General features: G+C 69.3%; 24 protein-coding genes. 18 read left to right on the top strand and 6 right to left on the bottom strand.

Features of this window, described 5'->3' with window-relative positions; genetic code table 11:
- Window positions 1-61 precede the first annotated feature (61 nt).
- A complete protein-coding gene (locus ACZ1DY_RS20485; protein WP_257487164.1) occupies window positions 62-1,387 on the top strand; it encodes a cytochrome P450 in 1,326 nt (441 codons plus the stop codon).
- Between the two features lie 16 nt (window positions 1,388-1,403).
- Here the strand turns inward: ACZ1DY_RS20485 and ACZ1DY_RS20480 are convergent, their stop codons facing one another.
- Together ACZ1DY_RS20480 and ACZ1DY_RS20475 are read right to left on the bottom strand one after the other, a co-directional pair.
- Complete coding sequence (locus tag ACZ1DY_RS20480; RefSeq protein ID WP_465485392.1) at window positions 1,404-2,576, bottom strand: MFS transporter; 1,173 nt, start codon at window positions 2,574-2,576, stop codon at window positions 1,404-1,406.
- Window positions 2,577-2,648: 72 nt separating this feature from the next.
- On the bottom strand, window positions 2,649-3,101 hold the full coding sequence (locus ACZ1DY_RS20475) for a carboxymuconolactone decarboxylase family protein (RefSeq protein WP_257487166.1): 453 nt from the start codon (window positions 3,099-3,101) through the stop codon (window positions 2,649-2,651).
- 91 nt (window positions 3,102-3,192) lie between these two features.
- Here ACZ1DY_RS20475 and pdxR point away from each other — a divergent pair, with 91 nt between their 5' ends.
- The 9 genes from pdxR (at window position 3,193) to ACZ1DY_RS20430 (ending at window position 12,004) form a co-directional block, all read left to right on the top strand.
- The gene (gene pdxR / locus ACZ1DY_RS20470) at window positions 3,193-4,575 is read left to right on the top strand and encodes a MocR-like pyridoxine biosynthesis transcription factor PdxR (protein ID WP_257487167.1); all 1,383 of its coding nucleotides are present in this window, start codon (window positions 3,193-3,195) and stop codon (window positions 4,573-4,575) included.
- Between the two features lie 132 nt (window positions 4,576-4,707).
- Window positions 4,708-5,190: a hypothetical protein gene (locus tag ACZ1DY_RS20465; protein ID WP_257487168.1), complete on the top strand. Its 483-nt coding sequence runs from the start codon at window positions 4,708-4,710 to the stop codon at window positions 5,188-5,190.
- Window positions 5,191-5,271: 81 nt separating this feature from the next.
- Complete coding sequence (locus tag ACZ1DY_RS20460) at window positions 5,272-6,252, top strand: AraC-like ligand-binding domain-containing protein (protein WP_192744582.1); 981 nt, start codon at window positions 5,272-5,274, stop codon at window positions 6,250-6,252.
- A 40-nt stretch (window positions 6,253-6,292) separates the two neighbouring features.
- Window positions 6,293-7,060 carry a MoaF C-terminal domain-containing protein gene (locus tag ACZ1DY_RS20455; RefSeq protein ID WP_126732178.1) on the top strand — a complete coding sequence of 256 codons (768 nt, stop codon included), beginning with the start codon at window positions 6,293-6,295 and terminating at the stop codon, window positions 7,058-7,060.
- A 9-nt stretch (window positions 7,061-7,069) separates the two neighbouring features.
- Window positions 7,070-7,462: a nuclear transport factor 2 family protein gene (locus ACZ1DY_RS20450; RefSeq protein ID WP_257487170.1), complete on the top strand. Its 393-nt coding sequence runs from the start codon at window positions 7,070-7,072 to the stop codon at window positions 7,460-7,462.
- Window positions 7,459-8,637, top strand: a complete 1,179-nt coding sequence (locus ACZ1DY_RS20445; protein ID WP_126732180.1) for an ABC transporter substrate-binding protein — start codon at window positions 7,459-7,461, stop codon at window positions 8,635-8,637. Before ACZ1DY_RS20450 ends, ACZ1DY_RS20445 begins: the two co-directional genes overlap by 4 nt.
- A 124-nt stretch (window positions 8,638-8,761) precedes the next feature.
- The gene (locus tag ACZ1DY_RS20440) at window positions 8,762-9,622 is read left to right on the top strand and encodes an ABC transporter permease subunit (protein WP_465485391.1); all 861 of its coding nucleotides are present in this window, start codon (window positions 8,762-8,764) and stop codon (window positions 9,620-9,622) included.
- Window positions 9,609-11,312, top strand: a complete 1,704-nt coding sequence (locus ACZ1DY_RS20435; RefSeq protein ID WP_465485390.1) for a branched-chain amino acid ABC transporter ATP-binding protein/permease — start codon at window positions 9,609-9,611, stop codon at window positions 11,310-11,312. Before ACZ1DY_RS20440 ends, ACZ1DY_RS20435 begins: the two co-directional genes overlap by 14 nt.
- A complete protein-coding gene (locus tag ACZ1DY_RS20430; RefSeq protein ID WP_465485389.1) occupies window positions 11,309-12,004 on the top strand; it encodes an ABC transporter ATP-binding protein in 696 nt (231 codons plus the stop codon). Before ACZ1DY_RS20435 ends, ACZ1DY_RS20430 begins: the two co-directional genes overlap by 4 nt.
- Window positions 12,005-12,065: 61 nt before the next feature.
- Here ACZ1DY_RS20430 and ACZ1DY_RS20425 read toward each other — a convergent pair whose 3' ends face one another.
- Together ACZ1DY_RS20425 and ACZ1DY_RS20420 are read right to left on the bottom strand one after the other, a co-directional pair.
- Window positions 12,066-12,863 carry an SDR family NAD(P)-dependent oxidoreductase gene (locus tag ACZ1DY_RS20425; RefSeq protein ID WP_192744589.1) on the bottom strand — a complete coding sequence of 266 codons (798 nt, stop codon included), beginning with the start codon at window positions 12,861-12,863 and terminating at the stop codon, window positions 12,066-12,068.
- A gap of 14 nt (window positions 12,864-12,877) precedes the next feature.
- On the bottom strand, window positions 12,878-13,597 hold the full coding sequence (locus tag ACZ1DY_RS20420; protein WP_465485388.1) for an SDR family NAD(P)-dependent oxidoreductase: 720 nt from the start codon (window positions 13,595-13,597) through the stop codon (window positions 12,878-12,880).
- Window positions 13,598-13,711: 114 nt separating this feature from the next.
- Between ACZ1DY_RS20420 and ACZ1DY_RS20415 the strand changes: the two genes are divergently transcribed.
- From ACZ1DY_RS20415 to ACZ1DY_RS20400, 4 genes are read left to right on the top strand one after another with little or no spacing between them, the layout of a single operon-like run.
- On the top strand, window positions 13,712-15,577 hold the full coding sequence (locus tag ACZ1DY_RS20415; RefSeq protein ID WP_465485387.1) for a primary-amine oxidase: 1,866 nt from the start codon (window positions 13,712-13,714) through the stop codon (window positions 15,575-15,577).
- Between the two features lie 10 nt (window positions 15,578-15,587).
- Window positions 15,588-16,379 (top strand): molybdenum cofactor biosynthesis F family protein, encoded by a 792-nt coding sequence (locus ACZ1DY_RS20410; RefSeq protein WP_465485386.1) that lies wholly within the window; start codon window positions 15,588-15,590, stop codon window positions 16,377-16,379.
- Window positions 16,380-16,382: 3 nt separating this feature from the next.
- On the top strand, window positions 16,383-18,017 hold the full coding sequence (locus tag ACZ1DY_RS20405) for an amidohydrolase (RefSeq protein WP_465485385.1): 1,635 nt from the start codon (window positions 16,383-16,385) through the stop codon (window positions 18,015-18,017).
- A gap of 41 nt (window positions 18,018-18,058) precedes the next feature.
- Window positions 18,059-18,646 carry a TetR/AcrR family transcriptional regulator gene (locus ACZ1DY_RS20400; RefSeq protein ID WP_126732189.1) on the top strand — a complete coding sequence of 196 codons (588 nt, stop codon included), beginning with the start codon at window positions 18,059-18,061 and terminating at the stop codon, window positions 18,644-18,646.
- 232 nt (window positions 18,647-18,878) lie between these two features.
- Here ACZ1DY_RS20400 and ACZ1DY_RS20395 read toward each other — a convergent pair whose 3' ends face one another.
- Both ACZ1DY_RS20395 and ACZ1DY_RS20390 read right to left on the bottom strand, forming a co-directional pair.
- Window positions 18,879-19,814: an alpha/beta hydrolase gene (locus ACZ1DY_RS20395; protein WP_465485384.1), complete on the bottom strand. Its 936-nt coding sequence runs from the start codon at window positions 19,812-19,814 to the stop codon at window positions 18,879-18,881.
- Window positions 19,811-20,797, bottom strand: coding sequence for a methyltransferase (locus ACZ1DY_RS20390; RefSeq protein WP_465485383.1), 987 nt, complete (start codon window positions 20,795-20,797; stop codon window positions 19,811-19,813). Before ACZ1DY_RS20390 ends, ACZ1DY_RS20395 begins: the two co-directional genes overlap by 4 nt.
- A 233-nt stretch (window positions 20,798-21,030) precedes the next feature.
- Between ACZ1DY_RS20390 and ACZ1DY_RS20385 the strand changes: the two genes are divergently transcribed.
- The 4 genes from ACZ1DY_RS20385 to ACZ1DY_RS20370 are packed head-to-tail and all read left to right on the top strand — an operon-like array spanning window position 21,031 to window position 26,208.
- Window positions 21,031-22,773, top strand: a complete 1,743-nt coding sequence (locus ACZ1DY_RS20385; RefSeq protein ID WP_465485382.1) for a dipeptide ABC transporter ATP-binding protein — start codon at window positions 21,031-21,033, stop codon at window positions 22,771-22,773.
- Complete coding sequence (locus ACZ1DY_RS20380) at window positions 22,770-24,350, top strand: ABC transporter substrate-binding protein (protein ID WP_465485381.1); 1,581 nt, start codon at window positions 22,770-22,772, stop codon at window positions 24,348-24,350. Before ACZ1DY_RS20385 ends, ACZ1DY_RS20380 begins: the two co-directional genes overlap by 4 nt.
- The gene (locus ACZ1DY_RS20375) at window positions 24,347-25,291 is read left to right on the top strand and encodes an ABC transporter permease (protein ID WP_465485380.1); all 945 of its coding nucleotides are present in this window, start codon (window positions 24,347-24,349) and stop codon (window positions 25,289-25,291) included. Before ACZ1DY_RS20380 ends, ACZ1DY_RS20375 begins: the two co-directional genes overlap by 4 nt.
- On the top strand, window positions 25,288-26,208 hold the full coding sequence (locus ACZ1DY_RS20370) for an ABC transporter permease (RefSeq protein WP_126732194.1): 921 nt from the start codon (window positions 25,288-25,290) through the stop codon (window positions 26,206-26,208). The genes ACZ1DY_RS20375 and ACZ1DY_RS20370 overlap by 4 nt, the downstream gene beginning before the upstream one ends.
- Window positions 26,209-26,267: the final 59 nt, after the last annotated feature.

Below are 26,267 nucleotides of genomic sequence, written 5' to 3'. Positions count from 1 at the left end.
GCTGGCTACTGACACGTCGTTCCGATACCTTCGACGGGGAACCCGCACGGACGGAGTCCTGATGTTCGCACTCAAGACCGCTCCCTTCCGGCACAAGGCGGAGGCGATCGCCAAACCGGTCACCCGCTGGAGCATCGGCCACGCCATCCCCCGCGTCGCCCTGCGGGCCGCGGCGCGCCGGGGCGATCTCCAGGGCAGGCTCTCGGTCGAGGCGAGCGGCGGAGCGGATCTGAGCGGACTGTTCGACGAGATCCGCGCGCACGGCGCCATCGCCACCACCCGGGTCGGCCACGTCAGCACCCGGCACTCGGCGTGCAAAGAGGTGCTGACCAGCGACGCGTTCAAGACCGTGCGGTTCGTCCCGGACAACCCGCTGCTCAACCGGCTGATCGCGTGGTCGTCGTCGGGGCTGATCCACCCGATCGAGCCGCCGTCGCTGCTCGCCAGCGAACCGCCCGACCACACGCGCTACCGGAAGCTGGTGACCCGCGTCTTCACCGCCCGCGCCGTCGAGCAACTGCGGGAGCGCACGCAGGCGATCGCCGACGAACTGCTCGACGGCCTCGACCCGGCGGACCCCGTCGACCTCATCGAGCGGTACTGCGGGCTCTTGCCGGTCACCGTGATCAGCCAGATCCTCGGCGTCCCGCCGGAAGAACGCGACAAGGTGCTCGCGTTGGGCGGCGCCGCGGCCCCGAGCCTCGACCTCGGCCTGCCGTGGCGGACCTTCCGGACGGTGGAGGCGACGCTGGCCGAGTTCGACTCGTGGCTCACGCTGCATCTGGAGAAACTGCGGAAGAACCCGGGCGACAACCTGCTCAGCAAGCTGATCGCCGCCCGCGAGGACGGCGTCGGCCTGACCGAGCGGGAACTCAAGGCCACGGCAGGACTGGTGCTGGCGGCCGGCTTCGAGACGACCGTCAACCTCCTCGGCAACGGCATCGCCCTGCTCACCCGGCACCCGGGTGAACTCGCGAAACTGCGGGCGAATCCGGACCTGTGGAGCAACGCCGTCGACGAGATCCTCCGCTACGACCCGCCGGTGCTGCTCACCGGCAGGCTTTCCGCGCGGGACACCGAGATCGGCGGGACCCGGATCGAGCGCGGCGCGATCGTCACCACCGTGCTCGCGGGCGCCAACCGGGACCCGGAGATCTTCGACGACCCCGCCACCTTCGACGTCGAGCGGGCGAACGCGCGGGATCACGTCTCGTTCGGCGCGGGTCGGCACTATTGTCTCGGCGCTTCACTGGCGAGGATGGAAGGCGAGATCGGGCTGCGGTCGATCTTCGAACGCTTCCCCGGCCTGCGGCTGCTCGACGGGGCACGCCGGCGCGAGACCCGGATCCTGCGCGGCTTCGAAACACTCCCCGCCGCGCTCGCGTAAGGGGATCGTTTCGAGTTCACCCTCTCCCCCGCCCCACCACCGGAAGCGCCAGCAGCACCAGTGCTCCGCCGATCCACAGCACACTGACGGTGGTGACGGCGTCGACGGCCAAGCCACCGAAGAGCGCGCCGAGGGCGATGGACAGATTGAACGCCGACACGTACAGCGAGGAAGCCGCCTCGGTCGCTTCCGGTGCGGCGGCGAGGATCCAGGTCTGGAAGGTGACGGGAACGGCGCCGTAGCCCAGCCCCCAGAGGACGAGGATCGCGGCGGCCGAGAAAGTGCTGTTGTCGGTCACGGCGAACACGGCCATGGCCGTCGCGAGGACCACGCCGATCCCCCACACGGTCTGCCGCAGGTACCGGTCGATCAGTGCGCCCGCGAGGAAGTTCCCGCAGATGCCGGCGGCCCCGAAGATCAGCAGCACCACACCGATCATGCCGTCGGCGACGCCGTCTTCCTGAAGGATCGGCCGAACGAAGGTGTAGGCGACGAAGTGACCGGTGACGACCAGGAAGGTCATCGCGATACCCACGCGGACTGCGGCGTGCGAACGGAACACGCGCGGCAGATCCGCGAAGGTGATCGTCTGGTCCGGCTCCACCTTCGGCATCAGGAAGACCATGCAGGCCAAGGAAATCAGGCCGAGGACGCCCACGGCCGCGAAGGCCGTGCGCCAGCCGCCGAGGTCGCCGAGCAGCGTACCGGCGGGCACGCCCAGCACCGAGGCCGTCTCGACCCCGCCGAAGATGACGGCGGTGGCGCGGGCGACGTGGTGTTTCGGTACCAGGCGCAGCGCGATACCGCCTGCGAGCGCCCAGAAACCGCCGACACTGATCCCGATCAGGAAGCGGGCGACGAGAACGAGCGCGAAGCCGGTGGCGAACGCGGAAGCCAGGTTGGCCGCGCCCACGAGACCGACCAGCACCGCCAGCACCAGCCGCCGGTCGGTCTTGCCGATGGCCACGGTCACCAGTGGTGCCGATATCGCGGCGACCAGCCCGGGCACGGTGACCATCAGACCCGCCGTTCCCGGGGAGATGTCGAAGGCCGAGCCGATCGGTGTGAGCAGGCCGACGGGCAACAGTTCGGAGGTCATCAGGGCGAAGATGCCCAGTGTCACGGCCAGGACGGCGAACCAGCCCTTGACCGGTGAGTGGCTCCTGGGCAGGGTTTCGGCGGCGGTCACGAGGTGAGCCTTTCGAGAGCAGGGGCGATGGCCGCGCGCGAGCGGCCATCGCCGTTGGTGTGCGGGGAGCGGCTATTCGGTGCCTGGGGTCTTGCGAGTGGTCACGTTCATCCGGTTCCAGGCGTTGACCGTGAAGATCAGCGCGATGAGCTGGGCGAGCTCCGTGTCCTCGAAGTGCAGAGCCGCCTGGTCGTACACCTCGTCCGAAACCCCTTGTGGCAGCAAGGTCACGGCTTCGGTGAGGGCGAGCGCCGCGCGCTCCTTCGCGGTGTAGAGGCTGGACTCTTCCCAAGCGATCAGCTGATTGACGCGCTCTTCGGTTTCGCCCGCCTTGCGCGCGTCGTTGGTGTGGTAGTCGATGCAGTACGCGCACCTGTTGAGCTGGGACGCGCGAATCTGCACGAGTTCGAGAAGGACCGGATCCAGACCGGCACGGGCCGCGGCGTCCAGGGCCAGCACGGCCTTGAAGACCCGCGGGGCGACGCGGGAGAAATCCATCCGCTCGGGAATGTGAACTTTGGTCATGGCAAGGACATTAGGAGCGCAAGTGGCCCACGGTATGGTGCATTCCCGTGGAGATTTCATGGGTCAATCACCGTCAGTCTGAGGGGTCGTGATGGACCGGGGCAGCGATCTGCATCTGGAGCTCGCCGGCAGCGGGAGCCTGCGGTTCCGGCTGATGCGGGCCTTGCGTGAAGCGATCCGGTCCGAACGGCTCGCGCCCGGCACCCGGCTGCCGCCCTATCGCGCCCTCGCCGCCGACCTGGGCATCGCTCGCAACACCGTCGCCGACGCGTACGCGGAGCTGGCCGAAGAAGGCTGGCTCATCACCCGCCAAGGGTCGGGAACGCGCGTCGCGCATCGCGCCACCCCGCTGGAACCCGGTCGTTCACGAGGTCCGGCGCGCCCGGCTTCACTCCGCGTGCTCCACGACCTGATGCCCAGTTCTCCGGACGCCTCCGCCTTTCCGCGCTCGGCCTGGGCGGCTTCGGCCCGGCGGGCGCTCTCGATCGCTCCCAACGAGGCCTTCGGCGCCGGCGATCCGCGCGGCAGGCCGGAGTTGCGGGCGGCTCTGGTGGAGTATCTGGCGCGGACCCGGGGCGTACGCACGGAACCGGACCGGATCGTGGTCTGCTCCGGATTCGCGCATGGGCTGAGCCTGGTACGCCGGGTCCTGCGCGGCCCGGTCGCCGTGGAGTCGTACGGACTCGAGTTCCACCGCTCGCTGCTCGAAGAGGCCGGGCTGAAAACGGTGCCGTTGACGGTGGACGCCCACGGAGCACGCGTCGAGGAGCTCGACGGCACCGGCGCGGACGCCGTCCTGTTGACCCCCGCCCACCAGTTCCCGATGGGAGGCGCCCTGCTTCCGGAGCGGCGGGCCGCGGTCATCGACTGGGCACGCGCGACCGGCGGCCTGCTCCTCGAGGACGACTACGACGGCGAGTTCCGCTACGACCGCGAGCCGGTCGGCGCCGTACAAGGTCTCGACCCCGATCACGTCGTCTATTTCGGTTCGGCCAGCAAGAGCCTCTCCCCCGCACTCCGGCTGGGCTGGCTGGCCGTGCCCGGCTGGCTGGCGGACGAGATCGTCGCCGCCAAGGGACCGCGGGAGATCTGGTCGGGCGTCGTCGATCAGCTCACCCTCGCCGACTTCCTCACCTGCGGCGCCTACGACCGGCATCTGCGCCGGATGCGGAAGGTCTACCGGCACCGACGCGACCTGCTCACAACCACACTCGCCGAACGCGCCCCGCACATCACGGTCAGCGGAATCGCCGCGGGGCTGCACGCCGTGCTCGAACTGCCCGCCGGTACCGAAGAAGCCGCGCTGCGCGCCGCACGGCGCCAGGGGCTCGCTCTCGACGGCCTCGCCGCGTATCCGCATCCGGACAGTGCGATGCCTCGACGCGAGGGCTTGGTCATCGGGTACGGCACCCCCTCCGAACACGCCTTCGGTGCCGCACTGGACGCTCTTTGCCTCGCCTTGCCCGACCGGTGACGGCCGCGCGTCCACAAAGGACGGCAACGTCAGCTCGCGAGTGATCGACCGACCACGGGCCCGTCTCGACGCGGCCGCAAGCGGGCATTTTTACCGGACCAGCGACGGAAACCGGCCAGTAACCTCACGGCCGTGACGACGGATCGCGAAGGCAAGGAAGCCCCGGAGCTGCCCGCCTTCACCGTCATCGGATGCCTTCTGGGCTTCTTCATGACCGTCCTGGTCCTGATCGGCCCGGCCCTGCTCTGGATCAGCACCCGCTTCGCGCCCGGCGACGACGACCGCCTGGTCGTCATCGCCATGGGCGTCGTGTTCACGCTCGGCGGGCTGGGCACCGTCGGATCGCATCTGCGGCAGAACGCCAAGGCCCGCGAGGCCCACCGCGGGCTCGACCGGTCGGGGGTCCGCGCCAACGCCGAAGTCGTGTCCAGCAAACGGATCTGGGTCGGCGAAGTGAGCACTCCCGCGGACGACGTCGACCTCGTCGTCACCGGTCCTGGGGTTACGCCGTTCAGCGCGCGCGTGCTCACCGAAGACGTCGGCCGCTACGAAACGGGCACGGTGGTACCCGTCGACGTGGACCCGAGGACCCTCCTGTTCCGCCTCGCCGACTGACCTCGTCACGATCATTGCCCGGCAGCATCGTATCGCTTATCGTATATGAAATTCACCCCCCGATGCTGCGAGGTGACCCCCGTGACCACCGCCACCGCCGACCCGACCACCACCACGGTCGCGCGAGATTTCACCGATTTCCGCACGGTGGTGTCGCAATCCTTCGTGCCGCTGCACGTGACGAGCGAGCACCGGGACCACTTCCGCGGCCGTATCCGCTCCTGCGGCGCGGACGACGTCCAGCTGACCGAGGTGACCGCGTCGGCGCACGTGGTCGAGCGGACGCCCGAGCTCATCGCCAGGGCGGACCGGCACTACTACAAGCTGAGCCTGATCCTGTCCGGGACCGGGCTCTTGGTGCAGGACAACCGCGAGGCGATGCTGCGCCCCGGAGACGTGGCGTTGTACGACACGCACCGGCCGTACACCCTGGCGTTCGAAGAGGATTTCCGCACGCTCGTGGTGATGTTCCCGCAGCGGCTCATCGACCTCCCCCGCGACCTGGTCGGCCAGCTGACCGCGGTGCCCATGTCGGGCAAGCGGGGCATGGGCAACGTGGTGGTGCCCTTCCTCGCGCAGCTCGGCAGCAACCTCGACCAGCTCGGCGGGCCGGCGGGTGTCCGGCTCGCGCATACGGCGGTCGATCTGCTCGCCACGCTGTTCGCCAGTGAACTGGACCTCGCCCGCGCGACCGCCGGGCCGCACCACGAGCTGATGCGCCGCGTGCTCGCCTACATCGACGCGAACCTCTCCTCCACCGACCTCGGCCCGGCGCAGATCGCCGCCGAGCACTACATCTCCACCCGGCATCTGCACGGTCTCTTCCACGAACAGGGCACGACGGTCTCGGGCTGGATCCGCACCCGGCGGCTCGAACACTGCCGCCGCGAACTGCTCGACCCCGTGCACAGTTCCCGGCCCGTCGCGGCCATCGCGGCGAAGTGGGGTTTCGTCGACGCGCCGCATTTCAGCCGGGTGTTCAAGACGGAATTCGGCTGCTCGCCGAGCGAACTGCGCCGCGGCTTGACCGTGAGCGACCGGTTGTTGCCGCCCAGCGCGTGACGGCTTCCCCTTCGCGGGCGGCCGCCCCGACGATGACCGCATGCCCGAAGCACCCGAGGAACAGTGGCGCACCTATGACGAGTTCGCCGCCGGAATAGCCACCTACCGCCTGCCGAACGCGGACCTGTCGGGACGCGAGCTCACCGTCACCCTCGACGACGGGAAGACGCTCGCGCTGCGGTTCGAAGACGCTGAAACCGTCACCTGCAACGGCATCAAGGATCCCTACGACGCGGTCGCCGTCCGGGAAGACGTCTTCTTCGTCAATCTCCCACACACCAGCGTCGAAGGGGAAGCCCTCACCGTCGTCTTCTCCACGACGACGCATCGCGCGCTCGCCGTGCGTTCGGTGATCGGCGCCGAAGACGTCGAAGGCGTTCCCCGTGTCTCCCAGACGTTCTGGTCCGGCACGACCGACGCGGGCACGCCGGCCGGCGAGGTGCCAGGTCCCTCGCGCGACCTGATCGGCAAGCGCAACATCTACCGCTACAGCCCCGAACACCTCTACGAGCACGTGTATGTGTCCTCGCAACGTTATGCCTGGCAATGCCTCGAAGGCGTGCAGCGCGGCCACGGGGACATGGACCTGTCGACGGTGTGGAAGTTCCAGGACGGGCTCTACCTGTTCTGTTTCCGCGAATTCCGCATCGCCGTGGCCAGTGTGTGGCTGCACGACCTCGGCTACGCGCTGAAGACCACCGGCGTCTTCCTCGGCCTGACCGGCGACGGCCGGTCGGAACATTCCCGCGCGGGCGGGCACATCTACCCACTCGGCGCCGTCGCCTATCCCGACGCGCAACCGGTCTAAGGAGCCCCAGTGTCCAATCTAGACATCATCGCCGCGCACTACGCCGCGAGCGACCGGGGAGATCTGGCGGGCATGCTGGCCCCGCTCGGTCCCACGACGACGTGGACGGAGGCGGCCGGTTTCCCATACGCCGGAACGTACACCGGCCCGGAAGAGGTGCGCGACAACGTCTTCGGCGCGATCGCGAAGGACTGGGACGGCTACACCTTCACCCTCGACGGCCTTCACGACGCCGGTGACACGGTGATCGGCATCGGGACTTACCACGGCAAGCACCGCGAGACCGGCCGCTCGTTCACCGCCCGCGTCGCGCATGTGTGGAAGTTCGACGGCGGCGAGGTCACGTCGTTCGAGCAGATCGTCGACTCCGTTCCCGTCGCCGAAGCCATGGGGAACCGGTGAAACCCGCGCGGCGCCTCGTCGCCCTCGCCTCGGCCGTCCTGCTCGCCACTGCGGGCTGCGCCGGCTCCGATAGCGGTTCAAGCGGGCCGATCGTGGTCGGATCGGTCAACGCGCTGAGCGGCGCGGCGACGTTCCCCGAGGCCTCCCAGGCGGCCAAGGCGGTCTTCGACGCGGCCAACGCGAGCGGCGGCGTGAACGGCAGGCAGATCCAGTACAAGGCCCTCGACGACAAGGGTGACCCGGCGGCCGCGGCCGCCGCGGCCCGCGAGGTCGTCGGCCGTGACGAGGCGGTGGCGCTCGTCGGCTCGTCCAGCCTCATCGAGTGCGAGATCAACAACAAGTACTACGAGCAGCAGAAGATCCTGTCCATGCAGGGTATCGGCGTCGACCCGGCCTGTTTCTCCAGCCCGAACATCGCCCCGGTCAACGTCGGGCCGTACCACGACATGACGCTGACCCTGCTCTACGGCTCGGAAACGTTGAAGCTGAACGACATCTGCGCGCTGCTGGAGATCGCGGGCAACACGCTGCCGTCGTACCAGGCGGCGATCGACGAATGGTCGGCCATCACCGGCAAGAAGCTCAAGTACCTCGACGCGACCGTGCCCTACGGCGGTTCCGACTACACCTCCTACATCGTCAAGGCGCGCAACGCGGGCTGCAAGGCGATCACGGTCAACCCGGTCGAGCCGGATTCCATCGGACAGCTCAAGGCCGCCGCGGCGCAGGGCTGGAACGACGTCACGTGGCTGCTGCTCACCAGCGTCTACAGCGAGAACTACGCCAAGGCCATCACCAACGCGGGCGCCGGGGTGTACGTGCCCGCCGAGTTCTACCCGTTCACCGACGCGACCAGCCCACAGAACAAGGACTGGCGCGAGCTGATGACCAAGAACAACATCCCGCTGACCTCGTTCAGCCAGGGCGGTTATCTGGCGGCGAAGTACTTCCTCGACGTCATCCGCGGGATCCAGGGTGACATCACCCGCGAGTCGGTGACCAAGGCACTGCGCGAGATGAAGCCGATCACCGATCCGATGGTCGGGACGCCGTACGTCTTCGGCCCCGGCCAGACGCACCACGACAACACCGCGGGCTGGCCCATCAAGCTCGCCTCCGGCACCAACAAATGGGAGCTCGTCGCGAACGACTGGCTGCGGATCCCGAAGAAGTAACGGGAGCCGGGTGCGTGCTGGGTCACGTGGGTCGTGAGTGGCGTTTCGGGTTCTAACCCGAAACGCCACTCACGACCACCGCGCCCCACCACGCACCGCTCCCTCCCTTCACACAGGAGGAAACATGCTGCAGGGAGGGCTGGCAGGCCTGGCCGCCGGCGGACTGTACGCGGTGTTGGCGGTGTGCCTGACGCTGATGTCGCGCCTGGTGCGGGTGGTGAACTTCGCCCAGTCGGCCACCGGGATGTTCGGCTGCTACGTGGCGGTGTTCCTGTCCGTCCACGCGGGACTGCCGACGTGGCTGGCCACGGTGGCGGGAATCCTGCTCGGCGGGCTGCTCAGCGCGCTGCTCGGCTGGATCGTGTCCACCTGGCTCGCCGAGGCGGACACCGGCACCCGCTCGGCGGTGACCGTGGCGGTGCTGCTCCTGCTGATCTCGTTGTCGTTCATCCTGTTCGGCAACAAGCCGCAGCCGTTCCACCCGATCCTGGACGGTCCGGCGGCCACCGTCGGCGGCGTGGTGATCAGCCAGGTCACCGTGGTCACGGTCGCGCTGGCCGTCCTCGTGGCGGTGGCCAGCCGGATCGTGCTGAGCCGGACCCCAGCGGGCGTCCAGCTCAGGGCGCTGTCGGAACGCCCGACGACGGCGGAGCTGCTGGGCATCCCGGCGAAACGGCTCAGCGTCGCGGTCTGGGCGGTCACCGGGGTGGTCAGCACACTGGTGATCTCGATCGTGGCACCGTCGCAGTCCAACGACGCGACGTCCCTGGCGATGCTGGTGGTCCCCGCGGCCGCGGCCGCCCTGCTCGGCGGGTTCCGCCGTCTCGACCTCGCGGTCGCGGGCGGGCTGGGCCTCGGCCTGATCCAGGGCGCGGCCGCACAGGTCGACGGCCTTTCGGTGGTGCGGTACTTCCTGCCGTTCGCAGTGATCGTCGCGCTGCTGCTCTGGTCGCAGCGCAAGGAGGTGTGGGATGCGGCTCGCTGAACGCGGGATACCGTTCGCGGTCGCCATCGTGGCGATCGCCGCGGGCTACGGCCTGAGCGTCGGACTCGACGGGTACTTCGTCTACCTCGGCATGAGCGCCGTCGTCGCCGGGATCTCCCTGCTCGGGCTCGGCGTGGTCACCGGCAGCGCGGGCATGATCTCCCTGTGCCAGCTGACTTTCGGCGCCGTCGGCGCCTGGACCGTGTCGGCGCTGAACGAGGCACAGGCACCCGGCGGGTTCCTCACCTGGCTGGTGCTCGGCGGGCTCGTCGCCGGGGTGGTCGGGGTGCTCGTCGGGCTGCCGGCGCTGCGGCTGCGCGGGATCAATCTCGCCGTCGTCACGCTGGGGCTCGCCGCGGCGGCCGACCTCGCGCTGGTCCAGCTCCAGTTCCCCGGGGTCTCGAGCGGGATCTCGGTCGAGCGGCCGGACGCCTTCTCCGACGACCGGTCCTATTTCCAGCTCGCCGTCGTGGTGCTGGTGCTGTGCTGCCTCGCCGTGTACTTCCTGCGCCGCGGCCGCTGGGGCAGCGCCTGGCAGGCGGTGGCGTTCTCCGAACGCGGCACGGCGGCCGCGGGCACGAGCGTGCGGATGTCGAAGCTGACCGCGTTCGCGGTGAGCGCCACGCTCGGCGGGATCAGCGGCGGCCTGCTCACCGGGCAGGTGGGGCTCGCCTTCCCGGCGAGTTTCACCGCGATCCAGTCGCTGGCGCTGTACGTGCTGGCGATCATGTCGGGCGCGCACCTGATCGACATGGCCGTGTTCGGGGCGGTGCTGTGGGTCGGCGTTCCGGAGCTGCTCAAACGCTGGGGAATCCCGCAGGACTGGGGTTTCGTGGTGTTCGGCGTGCTCGGCGTCCAGGCGCTGGCCGGCGGCGGGAACCTGGGCACCACGGTGCGCCAGGTGTGGTACCGCCGGGCCAAGAAGGAACCGGCGAAACTCGATCTCGCGGCCGGTACCGCGGTCATCGAGCCCAAGGCGCCCGGTCCACCGGTGCTCACCGTCCGCGGGCTGAGCGTGAACTTCGGCCACGTGGCCGCACTGTCCTCAGTGGACATATCGGTCCCGGAACACGGGGTGCTCGGGGTCATCGGGCCGAACGGCGCGGGCAAGTCGACGCTGGTCGACGCGATCAGCGGCTTCCTGCCGAACGCCGAGGGCACCGTCGAACTCGGGGGCGCCCCGCTCACCGGGTCACCGTCGAACCGGGCCCGCGCCGGGTTGCGCCGGACGTTCCAGCAGGACCGCGTCCCGCCGGGGCTGACGGTCGGGGCATACCTCAAGTTCCTCGCCAGGCGGCGGCTCACCGCCGACGAGATCGCCGACGCCCTGGACTTCTTCGGCTGCCCCGCCGCCCGCACGCCACTGTCGCAAGTGGACGTCGGCGCGCGCAGGCTGGTCGAGGTCGTCGGACATCTGCTGGCGCGGCCGCGGGTCCTGCTGCTCGACGAGCCTGCCGCGGGACTTCCGCACGAAGAACACGTCGCGTTCGGGGAACGGCTGCGGCAGGTTCCCGCCCGGTTCGGGGTGTCGGTGCTGCTCATCGAGCACGACCTCGACCTGGTGCGCTCGGTCTGCGACACGATCACCGTCCTCGACTTCGGCCGCGTGCTGGCGTCCGGCCCCCAGGCCGAAGTGCTCGCCGACCCCGCCGTGCTCAAGGCGTACATGGGTGAAACGGAGATGCTGTGAACGCGTTGCGGATAGCGGGGCTAACGGTCACCCGCGGGGCCGGGCCGGTGATCCGGGACGTGGACCTGACGCTGGAGCCGGGCCGGATCACCGCGCTCGTCGGCCCGAACGGCGCCGGGAAGACCAGCCTGCTGGAGGCCGTCTCGGGCGTGGTGCCCGCGTCGGCCGGCACCGTCCACATCGGATCCGACGAGATCACGAAGCACTCGCGGGTCGCCCGCGCGCGACGGGGTCTGGCGCATATCGAGCAGGGACGCGCGGTGTTCGGCGGCCTGACCGTGCTGGAGAACCTGATGCTGACCGCGCGCACCCGCGCGCGGGCCGACGAGCTGTTCGAGCTGTTCCCGGAACTGGAGAAGCGCCGCGATTCACCGGCCGCGCTACTCAGCGGGGGCGAACAGCAGATGGTGGTGCTGGCCCGCGCGTTCGCCGCGCGGCCGTCGTTCCTGCTGATCGACGAGATGTCGCTCGGCCTCGCGCCCGTGGTGTTCACGCGGCTGCTGCCGATGGTGACGCGGTTCGCCGAGGAGGGCGCGGCCATCCTGCTGGTCGAGCAGTTCACGCAGCTCGCGCTCGGCGTGGCGAGCGACGCGCTGGTGGTCTCTTCGGGGCGGGTCACCTATGCGGGTTCCGCACAGGGACTGCTGGACTCCCCCGGCACCCTGCACTCGGCCTACCTGGGCGAATCCTGAAGCGCGTGAAGGCCCCCTTCCCTCGGCTGAGCCGAGGGAAGGGGGCCTTCACGCGCACCTACTAAGAACCCATCCCCGCCCGTTCGAACGCCAAAGTCGGGAGATCAACCGCGTGCGCGCCGCCGTCCGCCACGATCACCGCACCTGTGATGTACGAAGACTCCGAAGATCCCAGGAACCGCACGATCGACGCGATCTCCTCCGGTTCGGCGGGACGGCGCAGCGGGACCTCGGCGGTGACGCGCCGGTAGCCCTCGTCGTGGCCGCCGTCGAAGCCCGCCGCCTCGGCGAACTGGTCCATCTCGCCGTCCGCCATCGGCGTGCGCACCCAGCCGGGGCAGACCGCGTTCGCGCGCACACCCTTCGGCCCGTAGTCGCGCGCGATCGAGCGCGTCAACCCGATCAGCGCGTGCTTCGCGACGGTGTAGCCGGCGACGTTCGGCCCGGCGAACAGTCCCGCCAGCGACGACACGATGACCACCTGGCCGCCGGTCTCGACCAGCGAGGGCAGCGTGGCCCGGCAGAACACGAAGGCGCTGGACAGGTTCGAGCGCAGGGCCAGTTCCCATTCCTCGTCACCGGTGTCGACCACCGAAGACAACCCGTGCCCGCCGGCGTTGGCCACCACGACGTCCAGCCTGCCGAACTTGCCGACGATCTCCGCCGTGGCGTTCTCGGCGGCTTCGCGGTCGCTGGCGTCGCAGGCGACGACGTGCGCGCCGGTTTCGGCGGCCACCTTCTCCAGCGGTTCGAGCCGCCGTCCGAGCACCACCACCTGGGCGCCCTCATCGGCGTACCGGCGGGCGACCGCGGCGCCGATACCGGTACCGCCTCCCGTGATCGCGACAACCTTCTTCACTTGCGGAGTCCTTTCTAAGCGGGAAAACCGGAGCGGGCCGAGACGCCGAAGTCGGCGAGCACGGCCTGGCCGTTGACCGCCCGCGAACGCGCGGACGCGAGGTGGAGCACCTGCCAGGCGACCTCTTCGGGAGCCTGCACCGGGAAGGCCGGATCGTCGAGCACGTCGCCGAGATCGCCGCGCGCCATCGGGGTGTCGACCACCGACGGGCAGACGCAGTTCACCCGGACGCCGGGCAGATCGACAGCGAGCGCCCTGGTCATCGCGACCACGGCGCCCTTCGAAGCGCAGTACGGGACCATGCCGGGCGCGCTGGTGAACGCCGAGTCGCTGGCCAGCAGGACGACCGAGCCTCCCGACGCGGTGAGCCAGGGCGCGGCGTGTTTGGCCAGCAGGAACTGGCCGGTGACGTTGACGGCCATGAGCGCGGCGAAATCCGCCGCCGAGGTTTCGGTGACCGGAGTACCCACCGGCCCGGAGATCCCCGCGCAGCCGACCACGACGTCGAGCCCGCCGAAGCGGCTCGCCACGGCGTCGACCGCGGCGGCCACCGAAGGCTCGTCGGTCACGTCGGCGTGGATCGCCAGCAGGCCGTCGGCCAGCGTGGGCACGGGTGCCCGGTCGAGGGCGCCGACCCGCGCGCCCTCGGCGAGGAAGGCCTGGACGCAGGCAAGGCCGATACCGGACGCCGCGCCGGTCACCAGCACGGCCTTGCCCGCGAGCTCCAGTCCCATGACGTCATCCTCCGGTCCGGACCTTTCACGGAGGTTGGCCGTCAGTGCACCCTTCTTGTCGGCAGCCGCACGACGGCCTTTCCAGTCCCGGCCGGACCGGCAAGACTGCGAACCATGACCAGGCCCCATCCGCTCGACCCGCTGACCGCCGACGAACTCACCGCAGGCCGCGAGATCCTGGCCGCCGAAGGCCTGCTCGCCGCGACCACCCGGTTCCCGGCCGTCCTGCCGGTCGAGCCAGAGAAAGGCGACGCCGCCCCCGACCGCCGTGTCCAGTACACGTTGCTCGACACCGCGACCGGCCGCGCGCGCGACGTGGTCGTCTCGCTGGCGAAGCGCGAAGTGGTCTCCAGCGAGGACTGCGGCCCGGGTCAGCCCGCGTACCTGTTCGAGGAGTACGACCTCGCCGCGTCGATCACCAAGGCGTCCCCCGAATGGCAGGCCGCGATGGAGCGGCGCGGGCTCGGCGACCGGATCGGGCACGCCTTCTGCGCTCCCCTGGCCCCTGGTTTCTTCGGCAGGGCCGACGAGACCGGCCGGGTCATCCGTTCGCTGACGTTCCTGCGCGACGACGCGTCCGACAGCCCGTGGGCACATCCCGTCGAAGGTCTGATCGTCCACATCGACCTGACCGAGCAGCGCGTCATCCGGGTCGAGGACGAGGGCGACGTCCCCGTGCCACCTGAGCACGGCCGCTACGACGGTGTCCCGGCGCGCACCACCCTCAAGCCGATCGAGATCACCCAGCCGGAGGGCCCGAGCTTCACCGTCGACGGCAATGAGGTCACCTGGGAGGGCTGGAAACTCCGCGTCGGCTTCAACGCCCGCGAGGGTTTGACCCTGCACCAGATCTCGTTCCAAGACCGCTCGGTGCTCCACCGGGCCTCGGTGCCGGAGATGGTGGTGCCCTATGGTGACACCGCGCCCGGCCGGTTCTGGATCAGCTACTTCGACGCGGGCGAATACCTGCTCGGTAAGAACGGCAACGACCTGCGGCTGGGTTGCGACTGCCTCGGCGTCATCCACTACTTCCCCGCGTTCGTCGCCGACGACCACGGCCAGCCGGTCGAGATCCCGCGCGCGATCTGCATGCACGAGGAGGACTACGGGATCCTCTGGAAGCACACGGATCTGGACGGCCGCGCCGAGGTCCGCCGGTCGCGCCGGCTGGTGATCTCGTCGATCTCCACCATCGGCAACTACGACTACGGCTTCTTCTGGTACCTCTACCTCGACGGCACCGTGGAACTGGAGGCGAAGGCCACCGGCGTCGTGTTCGCCGGCGCCGCGCACCCCGGCACGGACCACCCGCACGCCAACGAGATCGCGCCCGGCCTGTTCGCGCCGGTGCACCAGCACCTGTTCTGCGCGCGGCTGGACGTGGCCGTCGACGGCGAGCGCAACTCGCTCGTCGAGGTCGACGTCGAACGGATCCCCATGGGCGAGCAGAACCCGTACGGGAACGCGTTCACCTGGAAGGAGACCCCGCTGCGGACCGAGCAGGAGGCGCGGCGATTCGCGGATCCGTCCAAAGCGCGGGTCTGGGAGATCCGCAGCGCGGAGCGGACCAACCGGCTCGGCAAACCCACGGCGTACCAGCTCGTGCCCCGGCCGTCCGCGACCCTGATGGCACAGCCGGAATCGACCGTCCACCAGCGGGCGACGTTCGCCACCCGTCACCTGTGGGCGACGCCGTACCGCGCGGGCGAACGTTTCCCGGCGGGCGATCGCCCGAACGCGCATCCGGGCGGCGCGGGTCTCCCCGCCTGGACCGCCGCCGACCGCGACCTCGTCGACACCGATCTCGTGCTGTGGCACGTGTTCGGCCCGACCCATGTCCCGCGTCCGGAGGACTGGCCGGTCATGCCGGTCGACTACTCCGGTTTCTCCCTGCGCCCCTATGGCTTCCTGGACCGAAACCCGGCCCTCGACCTGCCTTCCGGCGCCACCGCCGATCACTGTTCCGCCCACGAGCACTAGGACCGCACCGATGCCCGAACTGACCCTGTCCGACACGTCCACCTGGCTGCCGCTGGACGGTCTCGCCCCTGGTTTCGACGCGAACAAGGCGCCCACGGTCGGCGACCTGCACGGCCGCACCTTCGAACTCGCCTGCGAAGACGGCACCACGTTCACCGCCGCCTTCTCCGGCACCCGGATCGAATGGACCTACCACGGCACGGGCACCGACCGCTGCGAGACGTTCCTGGTCGACGACGATCTGTACTACGTCCAGTTCCACCCGCAGGCCCGGCGGGACGAGGCGTTCACCCTGCTGCTGGACCTGCGCCGCGGCCGGGCGCTGCTGGTACTGAGCAAGATCGGCGACACGTCGCCCCGCGTCACACAGTCCTTCGTGGCCGCCACGATCGGCGGTATCGAGCCGTCCGGGGAATCGCTCGCCCCGACCACGTCGCTGGTCGGTCGCCGGGTGCTGTGGGTGTACAGCACCGAGCACGCCTACGAGCACGTGTACCTCAGCCCGCACTGGTACACGTGGCAGTGCCTGGCGGGCCCGGAGCGAGGACTCGCGGACACCGACGAGAACTCGGTCTACGAGCTGCGGCCGGGAATCTACGTCTTCGCCTGGCGGGAGAAGGTGATCCCGTGCGCTTCGGTGACCGTCGCCGACCACCGTGACGCGAAACGGCTGCGCTCGCACGGTGTCCTTTTCGGACTGGACGCCACCGGGAGCACTCCGACCCACTTCACCTTCGGCGCGCACGGCAGGCTACTGAGCACCACCGTGCACCCCGAGGCCTACGACCCGGCCGGGAGCTGAGCCTTGACCGCCGACATCGTCCTCACCAACGCCACGGTGTACACAGTGGACGGTCACCGGCCCTGGGCGTCGTCGCTGGCGATCAAGGACGGGAAGGTGCTGTCGCTGGAGGACATCGAACGCGGCCCGAGCACCGAGGTCGTCGACCTCGAAGGCGCGTTCGTGATGCCCGGTCTGGTCGACGTGCACAACCACCACGCCCTGGCCGGACGCGCGGCCCTGTTCGAGCTGAACTTCGGCGCCGACGCGGGGCTGGAGGACATCCTGGCGGCCGTCCGCTCGAGGGCCGCGGGGCTCGGACCGGACGAATGGGTCGTGGGTGGCGCTTGGGCGTCCACTTTGGTCGCCACCCTTTCGCGAGCCTCAGCCCGGCACGCGCTCGACGAGGCCGCGGGCGGGCGTCCGGTCATGCTTTCCGACGACAGCAGGCACAACCGCTGGGTGAGCAGCCGGGCCTTGGAACTGGCGGGCGTCACCGCCTCGACGCCCGATCCGGCCGGTGGGGAGATCGTCCGCGACCCCTCGACCGGGGAGCCGGTCGGCGTCCTGCTCGAAGCGGCGGGCGTCGCCGTCGAGCGGGCCCTCAGCGAGACACGGACTCTCACCGCGGAGCAGCACGTCGCGGCGTCGCGGCACGCCATCGGCACGCTGCACTCGTACGGCATCACCGCGTTCCAGGACGCCGGTGTCTCCGCGGACATCCTGGGCGCCCTCAAGGCGCTCGACGACGCGGGCGAGCTGCACGCCTGGGTGGTTTCGTCGCTGCTGATCAACGACCCGATCTTCGGTTTCGACCCGATCGGGGCACCGTTGCTGGAGGTCGCCGGTCAGTACCGGAGCGAGCATCACCGGCCGGACTTCGTGAAGATCTTCCTCGACGGGGTGCCGCCGACGCGCACCGCCGCCTTCCTGGAGCCGTACCTGCCGGACGCCGCGCACGGGGCCTGTCACCACGGCGCCACCACCATGCCGGGTGAGGAACTCGTGGGCTGGTTGCGCACGGCGGCCGCGGCGGGGCTCTCGGCCAAGGTGCACTGCACCGGGGATGCGTCGGTGCGCGCGACGCTCGACGCCGTCGAGAAGGTGCGCGCCGAGGGCTTCACGGAGGCGCGTTTCCAGGTCGCGCACGGCCAGTTCGTGCATCCCGACGACCTCCCGCGCTTCGCCGCGCTGGGTGTCGCCGCGGACATCTCGCCGTTCCTGTGGGTCCCCGGCGTCATCCCGGCGGCCATCGCCGAGGTCCTGCCCGGCGAGCGGGCCGGGCGGATGCAGCCGAATCGGTCGCTGCTCGACGAGGGCGCGCTGGTCGCGGGTGGTTCGGACTGGCCGGTCAGCGAGTCCCCGAACGCTTGGGAAGGCATCCACGGCCTGGTCACCCGCCAGGACCCGACCGGTACGTTCCCCGGCGCGCTGTGGCCGGAGCAGGCGATCACCCTGGCCGAGGCCATCGAGGTCTTCACCTTGGCCGCCGCCCGCGCGATGGGCCTGGGCGACGTCACCGGCTCGCTGGACCCCGGGAAGTCCGCGGATTTCGTCGTACTGGACCGCGATCCGTTCGAAACCGACCCGTCGGCGCTCGTCAAGACAAAGGTGACGCAAACGTGGTTCGCCGGGCACCGCGTGTATCACCGCGTCTGATCTCCTACACTGGTAGAAGAACCAGTGCGGGAGGTCTGCCGATGCCGAAGATCATCGACCACGACGAGCGGCGTAGCCATATCGTCGACGTCACCTGGGATTTGATCACCCAGGGCGGGATCGAGGCCGCCACCATGCGCGAGATCGCGGCGGCCGCCGGCTTCGCCAACGGCGCGCTCAAGCTGTACTTCCCGAGCAAGGAAGACATCATCCAGGCCACCTACGAACGCGCGCTCGGCATGATGCGCGAGTACGTGGAACTGGACGAGCTACGCGGGCTGACCGCGCTCCGCGAGCTGTGCGTCTCGTCGATGCCGATCGACGAGGACCGCATCGCCGCGGGGCGCGTCCTGCTCACCTTCTGGCAGCTTTCGCTGACCAACCCGAAACTGCAGGACAAGTACCTGGAGCACATCCGCTCCTGGCGAGGCCTGCTGCACCGGTACCTCACCGAGGGCCGGGAGGACGGCGACATCGTCACCGAGACCCCCGACGAGCAACTGGTCGACGAGGTCGTGCTGATCAACGCCGGGGCGAACGTGATGAGCCTCGTCGCCGGGGAGTTCTCGACGGTCGCCCTGCAGCGGCAGCACCTCGAATCCTTCTTCGAGCGCCTCACCCGCCCCTGACACCACGTACTACCGCATTTCGTCCTCTGAATGCGGTAGTACGTGGTGCGAACGGCCGCATCCAGAGGACTAAACGCGGCGGGTCGCCGACCTCGCGGGCGTGACTCGCGTGATCAAAGACGACACTCGCGTGTTTGGAGGCGTAACTCGCGTGATCGGAGGCGTAACTCGCGAGTTGCGGCTCCGATCACGCAAGTCCGGCATATGGGCACCGCTGACCGCATCCGGAGGACTAAACGCTGCGGTCGAAGGTCCGGGTCAGGAAGCTCGCCACGTGCCGGTGCGAGCGCGGCGAGGCCGGGAGATCCGTGTACAGGCCGTAGAAGCCGTGGATCTGCCCCGAGTAGCGCGTCAACTCGACCTGGGTGCCCGCGTCGGTCAGCCGCCGCGCGAACTCCTCCCCCTCATCGCGCAGGACGTCGTACTCGGCCGTGAGCACCAGCGCCGGCGGGAGCCCGGTCAGGTCGACGGCGCGCAGTGGCAGCAGGTACGGATCGTTCAGGTGCGCCGGATCCGGCACGTACTGCTCGAAGAAGAACCGCATCGCCCCGGCGGTCATGCCGAAGCCCTCCGCGAAGTCCACATAGGACCGGAAGCCGTCGTCCGGGTGACCGAAGACCGGGCAGATCAGCACCTGCGCGGCGATCGGCGGGCCACCCCGGTCACGGGACATCATCGAGACCACCGTCGACAGGTTGCCGCCCGCGCTTTCCCCGCCGACCGCGATCCGCGTCCCGTCCACCGAAGGCCCCGCGCCGCCCGCGGCGAGCCAGTCGACGACGGCGTAGCAGTCGTCCGGGGCCGCCGGGTACGGATGCTCGGGCGCGAGCCGGTAGTCGACCGCGACGACGGCGACCTTCGCCGCGTTGCACACCGCGCGCGACGCGACCTCGTTCTCGTCGATCGAGCCGATCGTCCACCCGCCGCCGTGGATCCAGACGAACGCGGGCACCGGCTCCGCTGCCTCGGGCAGATAGATCCGCACCCGCACCCCGGAGGGCAGGACGTGCTCGGACACCGAGGCGACCTCTTCGACCGACTCGGGGCGTCGCCAGGAAGCGGCGAAAGCGGCTCGCAGCTCGGGAGCGGTCAGAGGTCCGGCCGGCGCCTCCGAGGGGGCGCTGCGGGCCAGGAGTTCCTTGACCGCGGGATCGAGGGTCACGGTCACACCGCTTCCGCGACCAGCACCCGCGGGCTGCCCGGCAGCGCGAGCCGGTCGGTGACCCGCCAGCCCGCCCCGCTCAGCCACTCGCGAACCTCGGCCTCCGGGTAGACGACCGTCCCGTCGATCACCAGGTACTCCCCCGCGTGCAGCGCGTCGATCGGCCGCTGCACCGCGTCGTCGTCGAGGAAGAAGTCGAGCAGCAGCAACGTCGCCCCGGGCGCGGCGGCGGCGCGGGCGTTGCGCAGGATCTCCGCGTTCTGCTTCGCGTCGAAACGGTGGACGACGTGGTTGACCATCACGAGGTCGAACTCGCCGTCGGGTCGGGCGGTGGGCGTCTCCGCGCCGACGACGGTCGTCCGGTCCGCGAGCCCGGCCTCGGCCGCCGCGGTGGTGACCGACTCGGTGAAACCCGGGTCGAAGACGAACGTGGTGCGCAGTCCGCCGTTGGCCTTCATGGCTTCGACCGCGAACGCGCTCGAAAGGCCGCCCAGGTCCAGCAGCTTTCGATAGGAGCCGAAGTCGAACGCGCCGGCCAGCATCTTGGCGTGCAGGGCGTTGTACGTCATGACTCCCGACATGAACGTGCCCCAGCGCGCGTCGTCCATCTCCAGCTTGCCCGGTTCGCCGCTGTCGGCCGTGTGGCCGAACTGAAGCCAGTGCGGATAGCTGATCGTGTCGAGGAACGTCAGGAACGGTGCCAGATCGAGGTCTCCGCCGCCGAAGTACTCCGCGGCGTCCGGGGCCAGCTCGTACCGTCCGTCCACACGGGACAGAAGACCTAGCGATGACATGGCGTCACCGAGAATGCGGGTGATCTTCTCCGGTTTGCCGGTGGTTCCCGCCAGTTCCGCCGCCGTCAGCGGTCCGTCGGCGAGCGCGGTGAACAGACCGATCCGGCTCGCCGCGAAGAGTTGTTTGGCCGCCATGTAGCCCACGGCGATGTCCACGATCCGCTCGGGACCGGCGGTCTTGGTCGACCCGCTCACGGGTGCCTCCTCAGCTCGTTTCGGTCGAGAGTCTACAGGTGTAGACAAAAGAATCCAGTGCGAATTTTCGCCCACTGCCAGGGAAAACCCGCCGGATATCAACTTCCTACATTCGTAGAATATACCCATTGACAGCGCACTCCCCCAGTGTCAACATGCGTAGAACTACCCCCGCCGGAGGTCCGTTCCCCGGCAGTGCGGCCCGCTCCGGGCGGGCTCGGGAAAGGGGATTCATGACCCTGCTCGAATTACGAGAACTCACCGTCGGCGTCATCGCCGACGAGACCGAACGCGAGCTGGTACGCGAACTTTCGTTCGATCTCGACCAAGGCCGGACACTCTGCGTGGTCGGCGAATCCGGCAGCGGTAAAACGGTGACGGCCTTGTCGATCATCCGGTTGCTGGAGTTCGTCGCGCCCGTGTTCACGCGCGGCGGGATCGCCGTCGACGGGGTGGACGTCACGCGGCTTTCCGCCGACGAGATGCGCGCGTACCGCGGCCCGCGGATCGGCATGATCTTCCAGGAGGCCCTGGATTCCCTGAACCCGAGCCAGCGGGTCGGCAAACAGCTGATCGAGGCCTACCGCAAGCCCGGCTCCCTGCCACGCCAGGCCACGCGCAAAGGCACGCCGCTGCATCGCGAGGCCGAGGCTAAGGCTCGCGGCCTGCTGAAGGAGGTCGGCCTCACCGACACCGACCGGGTGCTTTCCCTTTATCCGCACCAGATGTCGGGCGGGATGCAGCAGCGCGTGATGATCGCGCTGGCACTGATGGCCGACCCGAGCCTGCTGATCGCCGACGAGCCGACCACCGCGCTGGACGTCACCACGCAGGCGGAGATCCTCACCCTGTTCGACCGGGTCCGCCGCGACCACGGCACCGCGTGCGTGTTCATCACGCACGACATGGGTGTCGCCGCGCAGGTGGCGGACCGGATCGCGGTGATGTACCGCGGCGAACTCGTCGAGCTCGGGTCCACAGAGGACATTCTGTACGCGCCGAAGCATCCCTACACCAAGGCTCTGCTCGACTGCGTTCCGCAGCTCGGGGTCAGCAGGCGCGACGGTTTCCCCACCATCTCCGAGGCACTGCTGGAAGCCGCGATGAACGGTGAATCGGCGGTCGCCACCGAGACCAGGTCGTTGAGCCGCGCGAAGACCGGAGACATCGGCGAGGGCACCGCGCTCGTCATCGACTCCGTGTCCAAAGTGTACGGACGTCGCGGCCGGTTCTCGCTGAGCCGTGAGCCCGAGGTGCACGCGGTCAAGGACGTCTCACTGGAGATCGCTCCCGGCGAGTTCTTCGGCCTGGTCGGGGAATCCGGTTCGGGCAAGTCCACGCTCGGCCGGCTGGTGAGCGCGCTGGAGCCGCTTACCTCGGGCACCATCTCCTTCGGTGAGCACCGGTGCACCCCGTCCGGGCTCGACGGCGACGAGCGCGCGTTCCGCCGCCGCTCGCAGCTCATCTTCCAGGACCCGCAGAGCTCGCTCGATCCACGCCACACCGCCGCCCGGATCATCGCCGAACCACTGCGGGAGCTCACCGGTCTCCGCGGCGCCGAGCTCGACCGCCGCGTCGCCGAACTCATCGACGAGGTCGGCCTCCCCTCCGACACCGCGAAGAAGCTGCCCTCGCAGCTCTCCGGCGGGCAACGGCAGCGTGTGTCGATCGCCCGCGCGATCGCGGCCGAACCCGACCTCATCGTCGCCGACGAGCCCACCTCCGCGCTCGACGTCTCGGTGCAGGGCCAGGTGATGAACCTGCTGCTGGAACTGCGGCGCACCCGCGCGCTCAGCTTCCTGTTCATCACGCACAACCTCAGCCTGGTGCTCTCGGTCGCCGACCGCGTCGGCGTGATGTACCGGGGCGAACTGATCGAGATCGGCGAGCCGGACGAGATCCGGCTCCGCGCCCGGCACGAGTACACCCGCCGTCTCCTCGCGGCGAACCCCGAAATTGGAGTGCGGAACCCATGAGACGAACCCTGACCAAGGCCGCGCTCGGCCTGGCGACCGTCCTGCTGCTCACCTCGTGCATGGGAGGTCAGGCGGGCGGTGGGGCCGCCGACGGGCCGCCGGTCCGGGGCGGCAACCTGAAGGTCGCCGTGCCCACCGATCCGCAGTCGCTCGACATGGTCGCCAACCCCGGCCAGGTGACCGCGCATATCGGCAACATGATGTACGAGAAGCTCTTCGAGGTTGACCGCGGTTTCACCGCCCGGCCCATGCTCGTCGAGGACTACACCACCAGCCCGGACCGGCTCACCTACACCTTCAAGCTCCGTCAGGGCGTCACCTTCCACGACGGCAACGCGCTGACGTCCGAAGACGTGGTCGCGAGCCTGAAGCGGTGGCAGCAGGTGCACCGCACCGGCCAGCTGGTCACCCCGGACATCGAGGCGATCACGCCGGCCGATCCGGCGACCGTGACCATCAAACTCAAGAAGCCGCGCTACCCGCTGATCAACGAACTCGCCGGCGCGGGCACGGAGATCTACGAGGCGAAGAACCTCACCGGCGTAGCGCCGACCGGATTCGCCCAGGACAAGGCGATCGGGACCGGGCCGTACAAGCTCAAGAGCTGGGACATCGGCCGTGAACTGGTGCTGGAGCGGTACGACGGCTACAAGTCCCGGTCCGAAGAGGACTGGGGCGGGCAGGCGGGCGCCAAGCACGCGTACCTGGACACCGTGACCTACAAGGTGGTCTCCGACCAGGACGCGCTGATCAACGGCCTCCAAACCGGCCAGTGGGACCACATCATGCCCACGAACGACCAGTACGAGCCGCTTCGCAACAACCCGGCCGTGGTCGTGCACAACCTCCCCGGCGGCAACGACAACGTGGTGATCCCGAACTTCAACACCGGGTCGAAGTTCGCCGACCCCCGGGCCCGCGAGGCGCTGAACCTGCTGCTCGACAAGCCGGCGATCAACGCGGCCACCGGCGGCAGCAAGGACCTCACCCTCGAAACCGGGGCCTTCGCCTCGCCGGACAACAAGCAGTTCTATTCGACCGCGGGCGAAGAGGTCTACAAGGCGCACGACCCCGAGAAGGCCAGGCGGCTGCTGGCCGAGGCCGGGATCACCGCCGGTGCCACGATCCGCATCGTCACCACGAACTCGTACCCGGAGTTCGGCAAGTGGGCCGTGCTGATCCAGGACAGCCTGTCGAAGATCGGCATCAACACCAAGATCGACACCTTCGACTTCGCCACCATGCTCGGGACACTGACCAAGGAACCCGGCGGCTGGGACATCACCACGCTGTTCTTCGACTCGGCGCTGACCTCGCCCGCGCAGATGCCCGCGCTCACCCTGGGCACGCTGAACGGTTCGTCGTCGCCCGAACTGGACGCGCTCATGGCGGAGTTCAACGCCTCGACCACCCCCGAGCAGGCGAAAGCGGTGGTGGACAAGCTCCAGGCGTTCACCTGGAAGCAGTTGTCGGTGATCACGCTGAGCCAGTCGAAGCTGTACGCGGCCTACTCCCCCAAGCTCAAGGGCTACGGCGACTTCTACCGCGTCTTCTGGAACACCTGGCTGGCGTCATGACCGGTCTGTTGCTGCGGAGGCTGCGCGACCTGGTGATCATCCTGGTGATCGTCGGGACGATGATGTTCTTCGTCATCCGCCTGATCCCCGGCGACCCGGCGCAGGCGATCCTCGGCCCGACCGCGCGACCGTCCGATGTGGACGCCCTGCGGGAGAGCATGGGGCTGAACGGGACACTCTGGGAGCAGTACCTCAGCTGGGCCGGGAACGTGCTGCAAGGCGACTTCGGTACGTCGATCACCTATCACGCGCCGGTGCTCGGCGTGGTCGCCGACCACATTCTGCCGACGCTGACCCTCGCCGTGCTCTCGACGGTGATCAGCTTCTTCCTCTCGGTCGCGATCACCTCGTGGCAGGCGGTGTCGCCGCGCAATCCGGTGGCACGGGCGCTCGACCGGCTCTCCGCGCTCGGGATGGCGATGCCGGACTTCTGGATCTCGCTGATGCTCGTGCTCGTGTTCTCGGTGACGCTGCGCTGGTTCCCGTCCAGCGGCTACGAGAACCTGTTCACCGACCCGGCGACGGCGGTGCCCGCGCTGGTGCTGCCGCTGACCGTGCTGGTCATCGGGCAGACCGCGTTGTTCGTGCTCACCCTGCGGGAAAGCCTGCTCGGGGAGCTGCCGCTGGCGTATCTGCGCACCGCTCGGGTCAAGGGGCTGTCGGAACGGCAGGTCATGACCAAGCACGTCCTGCCGAACGCGCTGATGCCGCTGATCACCCAGCTGGGCAGCAACTTCGCCATGCTGGTCGGCGGGATCGTGATCATCGAGTCCATCTTCGTCGTGCCGGGGCTCGGCCATCTGCTGATGGGCGCGGTGTCCACTCGCGACTTCCCGCTGATCCAGGGTGTGACGTTGTTCGTCGCGGTGCTGTTCGTGCTGGTCAACCTGCTGGTGGACCTCTCGTACGCGCTGCTCGACCCGAAGGTGCGTGTCTCGTGAGCGTGGCTCTCGTGGAAAAGACGTCGCCGGTGCGCGAACCGCGTCCCGCAGGCCGCGCGGCGCGGATGTTCCGGCGGAACCGGATGCTGGTGATCACCACGGCGGTGCTGGCGGTGATCGTCCTGACCGTGATCGTGCTGCCGTTCTTCCTGCCCAGCGTCAGCGCGACCGACCCGGTGAACCGGCTGCTGCCGCCCTCGGCCGCGCACCCGCTCGGCACGGACTCGTTCGGCCGGGACGTGCTCGCCCGGCTGGTCTCCGGCGGCCGCGCGTCGCTCGGGCTGTCCGCCTTGATCACGCTGTGCGCCGCCTTCACCGGCCTGGTGATCGGACTGATCAGCGGGTTCTTCCGCGCCGCCGACGCGGTGCTGATGCGCGTGATGGACGCCTGGATGTCGTTCCCGGCGATCATCCTCGCGATGGCGCTGGCGATCTCGCTCGGCGCGAGCATCTGGACCGAGCTGATCGCGCTGACCGTGATCTTCACGCCGTTCACCGCCCGCGTCATCCGCAGCCGGGTGCTCGGCATCGCCGGTCGCGCCTACATCGGTGCCGCCCGGGTCTCGGGGATGAGCCGGTGGAAGATCCTCGTCGTGCACGTGTTCCCGAACGTGCTGCCGCTCGCGCTGGTGCAGGTGGTGATCCTGTCCGCGGCCGCGATGCTCGTGGACGGGGCGATGAGCTTCCTCGGGCTCGGTATCGCTCCCCCGACCCCGACCTGGGGCAACATGATCGCCGAAGGCCGGTCGTACCTGGTGCAGGCGCCCTGGCTGGTGATCGCGCCCGGCGTGACGATCATGGTCTGCGTGTTCCTGCTGAACCTCATCGGATCGTCGCTGCGGATCGCCGTCGACGCCCGCGCGCGGACGCTGAGCGAGATGCAGCGCCTGCGCACCCGACGCCCCTCCGGCAGCTGAGAAAGGATCCCGTTGTCTGCCACTACTTCCCTGGCCGTGCGCCGGTTCGCTCCCGAGAT

Source organism: Amycolatopsis sp. PSD-21 (assembly GCF_055561455.1).
The sequence above is the reverse complement of the archived record's forward strand: the minus strand, read 5'-3'. Positions and strand labels throughout refer to the sequence as shown.